Source organism: Streptomyces sp. NPDC005808 (assembly GCF_042871385.1).
In the GTDB taxonomy this organism is placed as follows: domain Bacteria; phylum Actinomycetota; class Actinomycetes; order Streptomycetales; family Streptomycetaceae; genus Streptomyces.
Window position 1 is genome coordinate 331,320 of the sequence record NZ_JBIAIK010000001.1, and the last position, 13,453, is coordinate 344,772.

Consider the following 13,453-nt stretch of genomic DNA (forward strand, 5'->3'; position numbering starts at 1 on the left):
CGCCCCTGGGGGACCGCCATTTGCACGGAGGGGCTGACAAACACGTGAACCTGCTGCGCGACAACCTGCGCCGACTGCTGGTCAGGTTCTATGCACGCAGGGTGGAAGGCCACCTCGACCACGACCAGGTGCCCAAGCACATCGGCGTCATCATGGACGGCAACCGGCGCTGGGCGAAGGCGGCGGGTTCCACGGCCGCCCACGGGCACCGGGCCGGGGCCGAGAAGATCGAGGAGTTCCTCGGCTGGTGCTCCGAGACCGACGTCGAGGTCGTCACCCTGTGGCTGCTGTCGACGGACAACTTCGACCGTCCCGAGGAGGAACTCGTCCCCCTCCTCGGCATCATCGAGAACGTCGTCCGCACCCTCGCCGCCGACGGCCGCTGGCGCGTCCACCACGTGGGCACGGCTGACCTGCTGCCCGGCCATCTGCAGCACGCCCTCAAAGAGGCCGAGGAGTCCACCGCGCACGTCGACGGGATAGTCGTCAACGTCGCCATCGGCTACGGCGGTCGCCAGGAGATCGCCGACGCCGTGCGCTCGATGATCCTCGACGCCGCCGACAAGGGCTCCTCCATCGAGGAGATCGCCGAGTCCGTCGACGTCGACCGCATCGGCAAGCACCTCTACACCAGCGACCAGCCCGACCCCGACCTCGTGATCCGTACGAGTGGTGAGCAGCGGCTGTCCGGATTCATGCTCTGGCAGACGGCCCACTCCGAGTACTACTTCTGTGAGGTCTTCTGGCCGGCCTTCCGCAAGGTCGACTTCCTGCGCGCCCTTCGCGACTACGCGGCGCGACACCGCCGCTTCGGCGGCTGACCCGCAGGTCCACTCAGGACGCCGTCAGGGACGTACGTCATCAGGAGTTAACGAACGCGCCGTGATGAGTCATGGCATGGCAGCGTGCGTTCGAGGGCATAAGCCTTCCAGGTCGATGCCCGAACCACGGGCATCGGATCTCAGCGGGCGGCACGGGGCCGTCCGCCCGGGAGGCCCTTTGCACCAGCCCGACCGTGCGGTCAGTACGGACGAAGCGGAGGGCCGGTTTTCGGCCCGCGCATCGGCGCCGCAGACCGGTCCAGATCTTCTCCGTCGCTCCCCGACCTCATCCGAGGGGGTACGTCCTTCCGTGGTGACCAGCACAAAGCGCCGTATGCCAGACCGGCGCACCTATGTGATCGACACCAGCGTCCTGCTGGCCGACCCGAACGCACTGAACCGCTTCGACGAGCACGAAGTCGTGCTTCCGATCGTCGTGGTCACGGAGCTGGAGGCCAAGAGGCACCATCCCGAACTCGGCTACTTCGCCAGGCAGGCCCTGCGCCTGCTCGACGAGTTCCGGGTGCGGTTCGGCCGCCTCGACGCTCCTCTCCCGATCGGGGATCTCGGAGGGACCCTGCGAGTCGAGCTCAACCACTCGGACCCCAGCGTGCTGCCAAGTGGCTACCGCCTGGGGGACAACGACTCCCGCATCCTCGCGGTCGCCCGCAATCTGCAGGCCGAGGGGTACGACGTCACGGTTGTGTCGAAGGACCTGCCGCTCAGGATCAAGGCCTCCTCCGTCGGACTCCTCGCCGAGGAGTACCGCGCGGAGCTCGCCATCACGGGCAACTCCGGCTGGACCGGAATGTCCGAACTGACCCTCGCGGGCGAGCAGGTGGACCTCCTCTTCGACGAAGGCCACGCCTACGTCCCCGAGGCGGCCGACCTGCCGGTGCACACGGGCCTGACGATCCAGTCGGAGCGCGGCAAGGCACTGGGGCGCGTCACGTCCGAGGGCAACGTCCGGCTCGTACGCGGTGATCGCGAGGCCTTCGGCATCAAGGGCCGCAGTGCCGAGCAGCGCATCGCGCTCGATCTGCTCCTGGACCCGGACATCGGGATCGTGTCGATGGGCGGCCGGGCCGGCACCGGCAAGTCCGCACTCGCGCTCTGCGCGGGTCTGGAGGCCGTCCTGGAGCGGCGTCAGCACCAGAAGGTGATGGTCTTCCGGCCGCTCTACGCGGTGGGCGGGCAGGAGCTCGGCTATCTGCCGGGCTCCGAGTCGGAGAAGATGAGTCCGTGGGCGCAGGCGGTCTTCGACACCCTGTCGGCCGTCACCTCGCGCGAGGTCATCGAAGAGGTCACCGCACGCGGCATGCTGGAGGTCCTGCCGCTCACCCACATCCGCGGCCGCTCCCTCCACGACGCGTTCGTGATCGTGGACGAGGCGCAGTCGCTGGAGCGGAACGTGCTCCTGACGGTGTTGTCCCGGATCGGGGCCAATTCACGGGTCGTTCTGACCCATGACGTGGCACAAAGGGACAATCTGCGGGTCGGCCGGTACGACGGAGTGGTCGCCGTCGTCGAGAAGTTGAAGGGCCATCCGCTTTTCGCGCATGTGACCCTGAACCGGTCCGAGAGGTCCCAGATCGCGGCACTAGTGACCGAAATGCTGGAGGAAGGGCACATCTGAACCGTCTGACCCAGCTGGCCCCGTTCCGGCAATGGGTGGCGGATGCACGGTAGTTGGCGCCGTCCGGCAAAGGCGAAGAGCCTAGCCGGGCGGCGTCTTGGTGCGCGCTTGTTTCCGCGAAACTCCCGGGGCAAACGAGGTGTGAGCTTTCACACGCAACTCGGAATTGCCCTGCGGCGTCGAGGTACGGCAGAGTCTCACTCCTGTCAGGCCCCGCATACGACACACCTGTACCCCCAGCGGTACGGCACCACAGGAACCTCAGAACTCCATAGAGCCGTCGTATGCCGCCCGCGCACCACGTGGCGATCCCCGCAAGGGAGTTGCCCACCGGGCCCGCGCCTCCCGTGACCCCGCAGTTGGGAGGCCAGCGCCGAGGGGCACGATTGCGTCCGCGAGGGTCACCTAAGCGGTCGATGCTGGAAGGAAACCGTGTGAGCCGGATTTCGGTCCGGGGATTCGCAGTGGCCTCGGCCACCGCGGTCACCGCTGTCGGAAGCGTCGTCGGAGTTGCCTCGGGCAGCGTCGCTGCCCCCTCGAACGACGCCGAGGCGACGGCAAGCGACGCGACTCTCCTCGCGGACATACCTGTCGGCCAGCAGGCACAGGTACAGACCGCATCCCTGACGCAGCAGGCCACCGCTCAGGCCATCCAGGCCGACGCGAGCGCCAAGAAGGACGCCGAAGAGGCCGCCCGTAAGAAGGCCGCCGACGACGCTGTCGCGAAGCAGAAGGCTGCTGAGGAAGCCGAGCAGGCGGCCAAGGAGAAGAAGGAAGCCGAGGAAGCGGCCAGCAAGGCCGCGACGGCCGACGCCAGCAGCTTCGCCGTCCAGTCCTCGTATTCCACCGCGCAGATCCAGGCGATGGCCCAGTCGATGGTGCCGAGCGGCCAGTACCAGTGTTTCAGCAACATCGTGGACCACGAGTCCAGCTGGAACTACACGGCCGTCAACGCCTCCTCCGGCGCCTACGGTCTCTTCCAGGCCCTGCCCGGCTCCAAGATGTCCTCCGCCGGCTCCGACTGGCAGACCAACCCGGCCACCCAGATCAAGTGGGGCCTCAGCTACATGAACGACCGCTACGGCAGTCCCTGTGAGGCCTGGTCGTTCTGGCAGGCCAACAACTGGTACTGAGCCCGCGCTCAGCACAACGGCCGCTCAACCACTCGGAGCCCCTCCCCGTCCTACGGTGAGGGGCTTCGGCCATGTACGGTCGGATCCGACGACTCCAGGGGGAGTGGTGGGGAGCAGCGGGGGCCGGGAAAAAGGACGGATCATGTCGCGCGTACCAGGATGGCTCGGCCGGGCCGGGGCCGGACTGACCGAACTGGGCCGACGTCTGGACGAGCGACGGGCCGAGGTGGAGCGGGAGTCGCAGTCCGGGCCGGACGAACAGTCGGCACGGGGTGCCGGGTCGCGCGGCAGATCCTCGGCGGACTCGTCGTCTGCGCAGACGGTCGGGGCCTCGGGAGACAACAAGTCCCCGGGTGATGTCCCGCCCTTGTCGAATGTCCGGTCCTCGTCGGGTGGCCCGGACGCGCGGGGCCCCCGCGACGACGCGGCCGCGGCTTCAGGGGCCGCCGGTGCCGCGGGTGTCTCAGATGCCTCGGGCGTCACTGATCTCTCCGGTGCCCCTGTCGAACCCGCCTCGGCCTCCGCTCCGGCTCCTGGCTCGGCGCCCGCCCCTCCCGCCTACGTGACAGCCGTGGCCGCCCGCCCCGACCCCGCCGTGGCCGTGCCATGGGGGATGCGGGTCGCTGCCGAGGCCGGCTGGCGGCTGCTCGTACTCGCGGGCGCTCTCTGGGTGTTGATGCGGGTCATCGGCGCCGTACAGCTGGTGGTGTTCGCCTTCGTGGCCGCGCTCCTCATCACCGCGATACTGCAACCCGCCGTTGCCCGGCTGAAGGACTACGGGGTGCCGCGCGGGCTGGCCACCGCACTCACCGCGATCCTCGGCTTCGTCGTGATCGGCCTGATCGGCTGGTTCGTGGTCTGGCAGGTCCAGGAGAACATCGACACCCTCTCCGACCAGATCCAGGACGGCGTCGACGAGCTGCGGAACTGGCTCCTCAACAGCCCGTTCCATGTGACGGACAAGCAGATCAACGAGATCGCCAAGAACCTGCGCGACGCGATCGGCACGAACACGGATCAGATCACGTCGGCCGGCCTCGAAGGCGTGACCGTCATCGTCGAGGCCCTGACCGGCATCCTGCTGACGATGTTCTCGACGCTGTTCCTTCTCTACGACGGCAAGCAGATCTGGGAGTGGACGCTCAAGCTGGTGCCGGCGGCGGCCCGTCCGGGCGTCGCGGGCGCGGGCCCGCGGGCCTGGCGCACGCTGACGGCGTACGTCCGGGGCACGGTCGTGGTGGCGTTGATCGACGCGATCTTCATCGGGCTCGGCATCTACTTCCTCGACGTCCCGATGGCCGTACCGCTCGCCGTCTTCATCTTCCTGGGCGCGTTCATCCCGCTCGTGGGTGCGGTGATCTCGGGGGCGCTGGCGGTGGTGGTCGCGCTGGTGACGCAGGGGCCCTTCACGGCCGTCATGGTGCTGGCCGTGGTGCTTGCGGTGCAGCAGATCGAGGGGCACGTCCTGCAGCCGTTCATTCTCGGCCGCGCTGTACGGGTTCATCCGCTGGCGGTCGTCCTGTCGGTCGCCGCGGGTGGCATGGTCGCCGGGATCGGTGGGGCGGTGGTGGCGGTTCCGCTGGTGGCCGTCACCAACACGGTGGTGGGCTATCTGCGGTCGTACACCTCCGAGGAACCCGGGGGCGCGACGGCGGTGGAAGTGGCGCCGGTGCGGCGGCCGGTGCCGTAGCGCGTGCGCTCGCGGGGGCTGGGTTTTTCGCCCCCTCCGCCCCTACCCGTCCCTTGTCCCGGGGGCTCCGCCCCCAGACCCCCGTTTCGCGCTGAACGCGCTCGTCCTCAAACGCCGGACGGGCTGAAGCCCGCCCTCCGCTCAGCCGGTGACAGAACCGTGACAAAGGGCCCTGGCCTGCGCTTACTTCCTCTCCACCTCCCTCTATACGCAGCGTGTATACACACCATGTATACGCCGTGTGTAGAGTCCTCTCCATGTCCATCGGTCACACCCTCCTGGGACTCCTGGAGTCCGGGCCCCGTCACGGTTACGACCTGAAGCGGGCCTTTGACGAGAAGTTCGGTCACGACCGGCCGCTGCACTACGGCCAGGTCTACTCGACGATGTCGCGCCTCCTGAAGAACGGTCTCGTGGAGGTCGACGGCATAGAGGCGGGCGACGGTCCCGAGCGCAAGCGGTACGCGATCACCGAGGCCGGGATCACCGACGTACAGCAGTGGCTCGCGACTCCCGAGAAGCCTGAGCCGTATCTGCAGTCGACCCTCTACACGAAGGTCGTCCTCGCGCTCCTCACCCACCGCGACGCGAGCGGGATCCTCGACACGCAGCGCTCGGAGCACCTGCGCATGATGCGCATCCTCACGGACCGCAAGCGCAAGGGCGATCTCGCGGACCAACTGATCTGCGACCACGCCCTCTTCCATCTGGAGGCCGACCTGCGGTGGCTGGAACTGACCGCCGCGCGCCTCAGCAGACTCGCCGAGGCGGTGACGCCCCGATGAACACCCCGATCACCCCGATCAGCCCGACCACCCCTACGACTTCGATGAGCGAGATGAGCCAGCCGACTGCACCTCCCGGTTCACTGCTGACCGCGGCGGACCTTCGCAAGACGTACGGAACGACGACCGCGCTGGACGGCGCCGAGTTCTCCATCCACCCCGGCGAGGTGGTCGCGGTGATGGGCCCCTCCGGCTCCGGCAAGTCCACGCTGCTGCACTGCCTCGCCGGAATCGTGACGCCCGACTCGGGCTCGATCAGGTACAACGGCCGCGAGATGGCGACGATGAACGACACGCAGCGCAGTGCCCTGCGGCGCACCGAGTTCGGGTTCGTCTTCCAGTTCGGACAGCTTGTGCCCGAGCTGACCTGCGTCGAGAACGTCGCGCTGCCTCTGCGGCTCAACGGCACCGGCCGCAAGGAGGCCGAACGCATCGCCCTGGCGAGGATGGAGCAGCTGGAGGTCGACGACCTCAAGGGCAAGCGGCCCGGCGAGGTCTCCGGCGGCCAGGGACAGCGCGTGGCGGTGGCCCGCTCACTGGTCACCGACCCCCGTGTGCTGTTCGCCGACGAGCCGACCGGCGCGCTCGACTCGCTCAACGGCGAGCGCGTGATGGAACTGCTCACGGAGGCCGCCCGGTCCACCAACGCGGCCATCGTGCTCGTCACGCACGAGGCACGGGTGGCGGCGTACTCCGACCGCGAAATCGTCGTACGCGACGGAAAGTCCCGGGACATGGAGCGCGCCGTATGAAGGCACGGTGGGCCCGCCAGTGGGCCAGAGATCTGGCCATGGGCGCCAGATTCGCCTTCACCGGCGGACGCGAGGGGTGGGCCCGGGTCCTGCTGACGGCCGTCGGCGTCGGCCTGGGCGTGGCGCTGCTGCTGCTCACCGCCGCGATACCGAGCGCGCTGACCGCCCGGCAGGACCGCGAGTACGCGCGTACGGACATCACGTTCAGTGACGTACGGATGCCGAAGGCGGACAACACTCTGGTCGTCGCGAACGTCGGCACCACCTATCGCGAGAAGAACGTCCGAGGGCGGGAGTTGGAGCCCGAGGGCCCCGGCGCGCCGCTCCCACCGGGGGTGGAGAGGTTCCCGGCGCCCGGCGAGATGGTGATCTCGCCCGCGCTGGACAAGCTGCTGAAGTCGGACAGCGGGAAGCTGCTGCGGGAGCGGCTGCCGCTGCGCACCGTCGGCATCATCGCCGAGCCCGGTCTTGTCGGCTCCGCCGAACTCGCCTTCTACATGGGCGGCGAAGGCCTGGCACCGAAGATCGACGGCGGCCGGGTGACCCGCATCGACCGATTCGGGGTTCCCAATCCGTCGTCGGAGCCGATGGATCCCGTACTGATCCTGATGGTCCTCGTCATGTTCGTGGTGCTGCTGACTCCGGTCGGCGTCTTCATCGCGGCGGCCGTACGGTTCGGCGGCGAGCGGCGCGACCGCAGGCTCGCCGCGCTGCGGCTGGTCGGCTCCGACAGCCGGATGACCCGGCGGATCGCCGCCGGTGAGGCGCTCGCGGGCGCCTTGGTCGGGCTCGGCTTCGGCACGGTCTTCTTCCTGATCGGCCGTGAGATCGCGGGCTCCGTCGAGGTCCTCGACGTCAGCGTGTTCCCCAGCTACCTGAACCCGTCGCCCGCGCTGGCCGCGCTGGTCGCCCTCGCGGTCTCGGCGGCTGCGGTACTGGTCACCCTGCTGGCGCTGCGCGGTGTGGTCATCGAGCCGCTCGGGGTGGTGCGCTCGGCACGGCCGGCCCGGCGCCGGCTGTGGTGGCGGCTGCTGCTGCCGCTGGCCGGGCTCGCGATGCTCTACCCGATGATCGGGCAGGGCCGGGAGAACGGGGACTTCAACCAGTACCTCGTGATCGGCGGCGTCGTCCTGCTGCTCGTCGGCGTCACCGCGCTGCTGCCGTGGATCGTCGAGGCCGTCGTCGCCCGGCTCGGCTCGGGTGGCGTCGCCTGGCAACTGGCCGTTCGCAGGCTCCAGTTGAGCAGTGGTACGGCGGCCCGCATGGTCAACGGCATCGCGGTGGCGGTGGCCGGGGCGATCGCCCTGCAGATGCTGTTCGCCGGCGTCGAGAGCGACTACACCCAGGCGTCCCAGAACGACCTGTCGCGGGCACAGATACAGGTGTGGGTGCCCAGCGAGATCCCGGTCGGCACGGCCGCCGAGAAGTTCGAACGGACCAAGGGCGTCACGGATGTCTCGGCCTTCTCCGAGGGTTACCTCGGCGACCGCAGGAAGGACCCCGAGTTCACCAACGGGATCACGGTCGCCGACTGCGCTTACCTGCGCGAGGTGGCGATTCTGCCCTCGTGCCGTGACGGCGACGTCTTCTCCGCCACGGGCAGCGACTACGACACCAACACGGAAGAGCTGGCCAAGCCGGGCCGGACGCTCTACATCGACCCGTCGTTCACGGACGACCCGCGAGGCAAGGAGATCGCCTGGACCGTGCCGCAGGACCTGAAGCAGGCCAAGTCGCGCATGGACCCGAACGGTTCGTACCGCGGTGGGTTCCTGCTCACGCCGAGCGCTCTGCCCGCCAAGGCACTGCCGGTCGTCGAGGGGCAGGTCTATCTCAGCGTCGACGGGTCCGTGCCGGACGTGAACGAGTACGTACGGAACACGGCGACGGGCATCAGCCGGTTCTCCAACCCCTTCCTGTGGTCGTCCAGCAGTCAGTCCGAGCAGTACACCTCCATCCGCACAGGCCTGTTCGCCGGCGCCACCTGCGTCCTCTTCCTCATCGGCGCGAGCCTGCTGGTCTCCCAGCTGGAGCAACTGCGCGAACGCAAGAAGCTCCTGTCGGCCCTGGTCGCCTTCGGCACCCGGCGCCGCACCCTGAGCCTGTCGGTGCTCTGGCAGACCGCGATCCCGATCGCCCTGGGCCTGGCCCTGGCCTTGGCGGTCGGCCTGACCCTGGGAACGGTCCTGCTGAAGATGTCGGCCACTCCGGTACGGGTGGACTGGGCGAGCATCCTGGCGATGACCGGCATCGGTGCGGGAGTCGTGATCCTGGTGACGCTGCTCAGCCTGCCACCGCTGCTGCGGCTGATGCGGGCGGACGGGTTGCGTACGGAGTAGGGCACGGAGCAGGGCACGGAGCGGGCCGGTTGTCGCGGAGTGGTCGCGCGTGGTGCGGGTGCAGACGTGTCCAACGCGGAGTGGGCCTGCTGCCCGGGGCAGCAGGCCCAGCCCGGCCGGCCCGCGACCGGGATCTGGTGAACCACGGGGGTGATACGGAGCCCGGCCGGCCCGCGGTCGGGATCTGGGGAACCACGCGGGTGAGGCGGGTGGTTCCCCGGTCACACCGATGTCAGTTCTGACGGAGGGTGTCCGTGCCCGGGCCGCCGGACAGCGTGTCCGTGCCGGGGCCGCCGTACAGCTTGTCGTTGCCACTGTTCCCGTAGATGGTGTCCCTGCCGCTGTTGCCGTACAGGATGTCGTTGCCCCTCCCGCCGTAGAGGCGGTCGTTCCCGGTGCCGCCGGAGATCTTGTCGGCGCCGTCGCCGCCGTACAGGCTCTGACCTCCCGCACCCCCGCTGATCACGTCGTTGCCCACGCCACCGTCGGCGAAACCGGTGGAGTAGATGGTGTCGTTGCCCTTGTCGCCCAGCGCGAGGGTCCCGTCGGCGGCGTGGATCGTGTCGTTGCCGTCACCGCCCTTCGCGAGCGAGACCTCCCCGACGGTGAGGGTGTCGTTGCCTGCACCGCCTTCGACTTCGTTGCCGTTGAGGCCACTGGCTTCGGTCAACTTGTCATTTCCGGTACCGAGGTCGATCGACGCGAAATAGTAGTTCTGCTCGGTCTTGTTGGTGTAGGCGAGCGTGTCGTCTCCGTCGCCGAGAGCCACTTTCAGGGTGGCGTACGGGTCCTGGCTGTCCGAGGTCGGGACCTCGCATTCGGTGATGCTGGGGCCGCGATACGAGCAGTTGTCGCCGTAGTCGATCGGGACGACGTCTTTGATGACGTAGACGATGCTCCCGAAGCCGTTGAGATGGTCCGCGGTGATGGTCACCTTGTTCACCTGGCCGTCGGCGGCCGTGTAGACGACTGCCCCGTCGATGACCTCGGCGGTGGCCGACGGTGTCGCGGCAGCGGCGGTACCGGCGAGCGCCAGTGGAGCGGCCAGCCCTCCGGCAAGAGCCAGCGTCAGCGCCGACGCGACTCGTAACATCGGCCGATTGACGAGACGAGGGGCACGAAGGGCGCGAGGGGACATGGCGAAGCCTCCCTTTTGAGGACGTATGTTCTCTTGGCGCCATGTGTGACACGCCTGGGCAGCATTTGGTTGTACCCGCTTCGAACGGGCTGAGTGGCAGCACGTTGTCCCGTGCTGCAACCTTCCACCCCTCTCACTGGTCGGTTCCCATGAGGCTGGAGTGGGTCGCGTGCTGATTCTCACGTCCGTAAAAGACGGGATCGGCGGCCCTTTGTCATATCGCGTGGTGTTAGTTTGCTGAGCTGACCAGAGTGACGAACCTGTGTGCCATACGAGAGTGATGCGGAGCGGATCGACCCATGGGACGAGCGGATGAGAGACGAGCGCGGCAGGCACAGGGCCACCGCCGCGCGGCGCCCAAGCGCTCGGCCAGGGGCAAGGCCGGCCGCCGCAGTGGCATACGCCGGTTCCTGAACTGGAAGACGATTCTCGGCACGTTCTTCGGCTTCTGCCTGCTCGGCATGGGCGCCTTCATCGTGCTCTACATGGTCGTCGACGTGCCCAAGGGCAACGCGGCCGCGCAGCAGCAGAGCAACATCTACCAGTACAGCGACGGCTCGACCCTCACCCGCACCGGCAAGGTCAACCGTGAGGTCGTGGATCTGGCCAAGGTGCCCAAGGACGTTCAGGAGACCTTCGTCGCCGCCGAGAACAAGTCCTTCTACACCGATTCGGGCATCGACCTGAAGGGCACGGCCCGCGGTCTGATCAACACCCTGTCGGGCAAGGGCCTGCAGGGTGGCTCGACGATCACCCAGCAGTACGTCAAGAACTACTACCTCACCCAGGACCAGACCGTCACGCGCAAGCTGAAGGAAATGGTCATCTCCCTGAAGGTGGACCAGCAGCAGTCCAAGGACGACATCCTCGCCGGGTATATCAACACCAGCTACTACGGCCGTAACTCGTACGGCATTCAGGCCGCGGCGCAGGCGTACTACCGTGTCGACGCGAGTGACCTCACCGTCGCGCAGGGCGCGTATCTTGCCTCGCTCCTTCAGGCGCCGAGCCAGTACGACTGGGCGGTCGCCACGGACACCGGCAAGGAACTGGTCACGGAGCGCTGGAACTACACCCTCAACAACATGGTCGAACAGGGCTGGCTGGACTCGGCCGAGCGCAAGGCCTTGAAGTTCCCGGTGCCCAAGGACCCCCAGGGCACGCCAGGTATGGAAGGCCAGATTGGTTATCTCTGGGACGCGGCCAACAACGCGCTGGCACAGCAACTCGTCGCCGACGGCACGGCGGCCGATCTGGACGACGCGAAGGCGCTGGTCGACGCGGGCGGCTGGACCATCAAGCTGAACATCGACAAGAAGAAGCAGGCCCAGCTGGAGGACGCCGTCAAGGCGAAGCTGACCAGCAACCTGGACCCCAAGAAGCGGGACGTCGACGCGGACGTCCAGGCGGGAGCCGTGTCCGTCGACCCGAAGACCGGCAAGGTCCTCGCGATGTACGGCGGCACGGACTACTTCAAGCACTACATCAACAACGCGACCCGCGCCGACTACCAGCCCGCGTCCACCTTCAAGCCGGTGATCCTCGCGGCCGCGCTGGAGCAGAACGCCAAGACGCAGGACGACAAGCCGATCACGGCCAACACGATCTACGACGGTACGAGCGGCCGCCCCGTGAAGGGCAGCGACATCCCCTTCTCGCCGCCGAACGAGGACGACCAGGACTACGGCGACGTCACCGTCCAGACCGCGATGAACAAGTCCATCAACTCCGTCTTCGCGCAGATGGGCGTCGACGTCGGCATGGACAACGTGCTGAAGGTCGCGGCCGACCTCGGCATGGACACCAAGGGAGTACAGGCGGTGCCCGCGCAGACGCTGGGCACCATGGGCGCCAGCCCGCTGGAGATGGCCGGCATCTACGCCACCCTCGACAACCACGGCAAGAAGGTCACCCCGGCCATCGTGGCGTCGGCGGAGCACAAGGACCGTACGGTCAAGTTCGCCGACCCGATCGGTGAGCAGGTCATCAGCGTGGAAGCCGCCGACACCGTCACCTCCGTGCTGACCGGTGTGGTCGACGACGGTACGGCCCGGGTGTCGGTGGCCCAGGCCGACGACCGCAAGGGTCAGCAGGTCGCGGGCAAGACGGGTACCTCCGACGACAACAAGTCGGCCTGGTTCACCGGCTACACGCCGAACCTGGTCACCTCGGTCGGCCTCTTCGGAGAGGGCGCGCCCGGCACCGACAAGGAGGGCGCGCAGGTCTCCCTGACCGGCGCCGCGGGCGGCGGCCGTGTCAACGGCGGTGGCTTCCCGGCCGAGATCTGGGCGGATTACACCTTCGGCGCGATGGGCAAGGTCAGCAAGTTCGACCTGAACACCACACAGGGCGCGGCGGTGAAGCCCACCCCGACGCCCACCATCACGCCGACGCCGTCCAGCACGCCCTCGACGGAGCCGACCACCGCGGAACCGACGACCACCAAGCCGCCGACGCCCACCAGCAGCGCTCCGGTGACCCCGTCGGAGGAGCCCACGACGACCAAGCCGCCGACGACCGCACCGGCGACCACTCCCACGCCGACGTCCACCGACGGCTGGATACCGGCGGATCCGGTGCAACCGAACAGCCAGCCATGACCACGGGGTCGGCTCCCGAAGCCCTCGGAGGCTGACTTCGGGGTGTTCACCGCCAGGTCAACGCGTCGTCCTTGATGCAGGGCAGACAGCCACGCATCTTCGTGATGTCCTCCACCGCACCGGCCAGGTTCTCGGCGAACGCGGCGAGTGACGGCCACCTCCCGCACTCGCCGCCGCTCTCCATGAAGAAGTAGCCGACCTCCCCGCAGCCGGGTCCGGGACGGGCGTCGACGAAGTAGCAGGTGGCCCCGTCATGATTGGCGGAGAAGGGAATCCACTGCGGGTGCCACCACACGCCGAGGACCTCGTCGCTGTCGATGGAACCGCTCAGCCGCCTGCTCAGCACGCCGGCCTCCTCGGCGGAGAGCAGCCGTGCGTCACCCGGCAGAAAGGCACCGGCGTCGGTGTCCTCGGCGCCGTCGTGCAAGGCCAGCAGACCCGTCAACTCTTCGGGAAACGCCGTCCCCGTCCGCTCCTGCGCCACGGCGATCGCCGAGGGTTCGACCGGCGGCCGTAGCGCGGCACGGCTGTGCGGTGCCATCACATCGAGCCACTGCTC

The 13,453-nt window shown here is 68.2% G+C and carries 10 protein-coding genes; 8 read left to right on the forward strand and 2 right to left on the reverse strand.

The window, feature by feature from the left end:
• The first annotated feature begins 50 nt into the window (after positions 1–50).
• The 7 genes from ACFYPC_RS01590 to ACFYPC_RS01620 all read left to right on the forward strand — a co-directional run bounded on the left by ACFYPC_RS01590 (position 51) and on the right by ACFYPC_RS01620 (position 9,156).
• Positions 51–821, forward strand: coding sequence for an isoprenyl transferase (locus tag ACFYPC_RS01590; protein WP_388670003.1), 771 nt, complete (start codon positions 51–53; stop codon positions 819–821).
• A gap of 310 nt (positions 822–1,131) precedes the next feature.
• Positions 1,132–2,457 (forward strand): PhoH family protein, encoded by a 1,326-nt coding sequence (locus ACFYPC_RS01595; RefSeq protein ID WP_388668948.1) that lies wholly within the window; start codon positions 1,132–1,134, stop codon positions 2,455–2,457.
• Positions 2,458–2,891: 434 nt separating this feature from the next.
• Positions 2,892–3,590, forward strand: a complete 699-nt coding sequence (locus ACFYPC_RS01600; protein WP_388668951.1) for a lytic transglycosylase domain-containing protein — start codon at positions 2,892–2,894, stop codon at positions 3,588–3,590.
• Positions 3,591–3,732: 142 nt separating this feature from the next.
• Complete coding sequence (locus ACFYPC_RS01605; RefSeq protein WP_388668954.1) at positions 3,733–5,280, forward strand: AI-2E family transporter; 1,548 nt, start codon at positions 3,733–3,735, stop codon at positions 5,278–5,280.
• A 257-nt stretch (positions 5,281–5,537) separates the two neighbouring features.
• Positions 5,538–6,065 (forward strand): PadR family transcriptional regulator, encoded by a 528-nt coding sequence (locus ACFYPC_RS01610; protein WP_388668957.1) that lies wholly within the window; start codon positions 5,538–5,540, stop codon positions 6,063–6,065.
• A gap of 53 nt (positions 6,066–6,118) precedes the next feature.
• Positions 6,119–6,817: an ABC transporter ATP-binding protein gene (locus ACFYPC_RS01615; RefSeq protein ID WP_388668960.1), complete on the forward strand. Its 699-nt coding sequence runs from the start codon at positions 6,119–6,121 to the stop codon at positions 6,815–6,817.
• Entirely contained in the window at positions 6,814–9,156 is a 2,343-nt protein-coding gene (locus tag ACFYPC_RS01620) for an FtsX-like permease family protein (protein WP_388668962.1), read from the forward strand. Before ACFYPC_RS01615 ends, ACFYPC_RS01620 begins: the two co-directional genes overlap by 4 nt.
• A 232-nt stretch (positions 9,157–9,388) precedes the next feature.
• Here ACFYPC_RS01620 and ACFYPC_RS01625 read toward each other — a convergent pair whose 3' ends face one another.
• Positions 9,389–10,249, reverse strand: coding sequence for a calcium-binding protein (locus ACFYPC_RS01625; protein WP_388668965.1), 861 nt, complete (start codon positions 10,247–10,249; stop codon positions 9,389–9,391).
• Between the two features lie 344 nt (positions 10,250–10,593).
• Between ACFYPC_RS01625 and ACFYPC_RS01630 the strand changes: the two genes are divergently transcribed.
• Positions 10,594–12,894 (forward strand): transglycosylase domain-containing protein, encoded by a 2,301-nt coding sequence (locus tag ACFYPC_RS01630; RefSeq protein ID WP_388668968.1) that lies wholly within the window; start codon positions 10,594–10,596, stop codon positions 12,892–12,894.
• A gap of 46 nt (positions 12,895–12,940) precedes the next feature.
• On the opposite strand, the gene ACFYPC_RS01635 is transcribed toward ACFYPC_RS01630, so the two are convergent.
• The gene (locus ACFYPC_RS01635; RefSeq protein WP_388668972.1) at positions 12,941–13,435 is read right to left on the reverse strand and encodes an SMI1/KNR4 family protein; all 495 of its coding nucleotides are present in this window, start codon (positions 13,433–13,435) and stop codon (positions 12,941–12,943) included.
• Between the last annotated feature and the right edge of the window lie 18 nt (positions 13,436–13,453).

Bases quoted from the DNA above. Each gene is read 5' to 3' on its own strand.
- ACFYPC_RS01630 (WP_388668968.1), top strand. From the start codon at position 10,594: ATGGGACGAGCGGATGAGAGACGAGCGCGGCAGGCACAGGGCCACCGC.
- ACFYPC_RS01610 (WP_388668957.1), top strand. From the start codon at position 5,538: ATGTCCATCGGTCACACCCTCCTGGGACTCCTGGAGTCCGGGCCCCGT.
- ACFYPC_RS01620 (WP_388668962.1), top strand. From the start codon at position 6,814: ATGAAGGCACGGTGGGCCCGCCAGTGGGCCAGAGATCTGGCCATGGGC.
- ACFYPC_RS01605 (WP_388668954.1), top strand. From the start codon at position 3,733: ATGTCGCGCGTACCAGGATGGCTCGGCCGGGCCGGGGCCGGACTGACC.
- ACFYPC_RS01625 (WP_388668965.1), bottom strand. From the start codon at position 10,249: ATGTTACGAGTCGCGTCGGCGCTGACGCTGGCTCTTGCCGGAGGGCTG.
- ACFYPC_RS01615 (WP_388668960.1), top strand. From the start codon at position 6,119: ATGAGCCAGCCGACTGCACCTCCCGGTTCACTGCTGACCGCGGCGGAC.
- ACFYPC_RS01635 (WP_388668972.1), bottom strand. From the start codon at position 13,435: ATGGCACCGCACAGCCGTGCCGCGCTACGGCCGCCGGTCGAACCCTCG.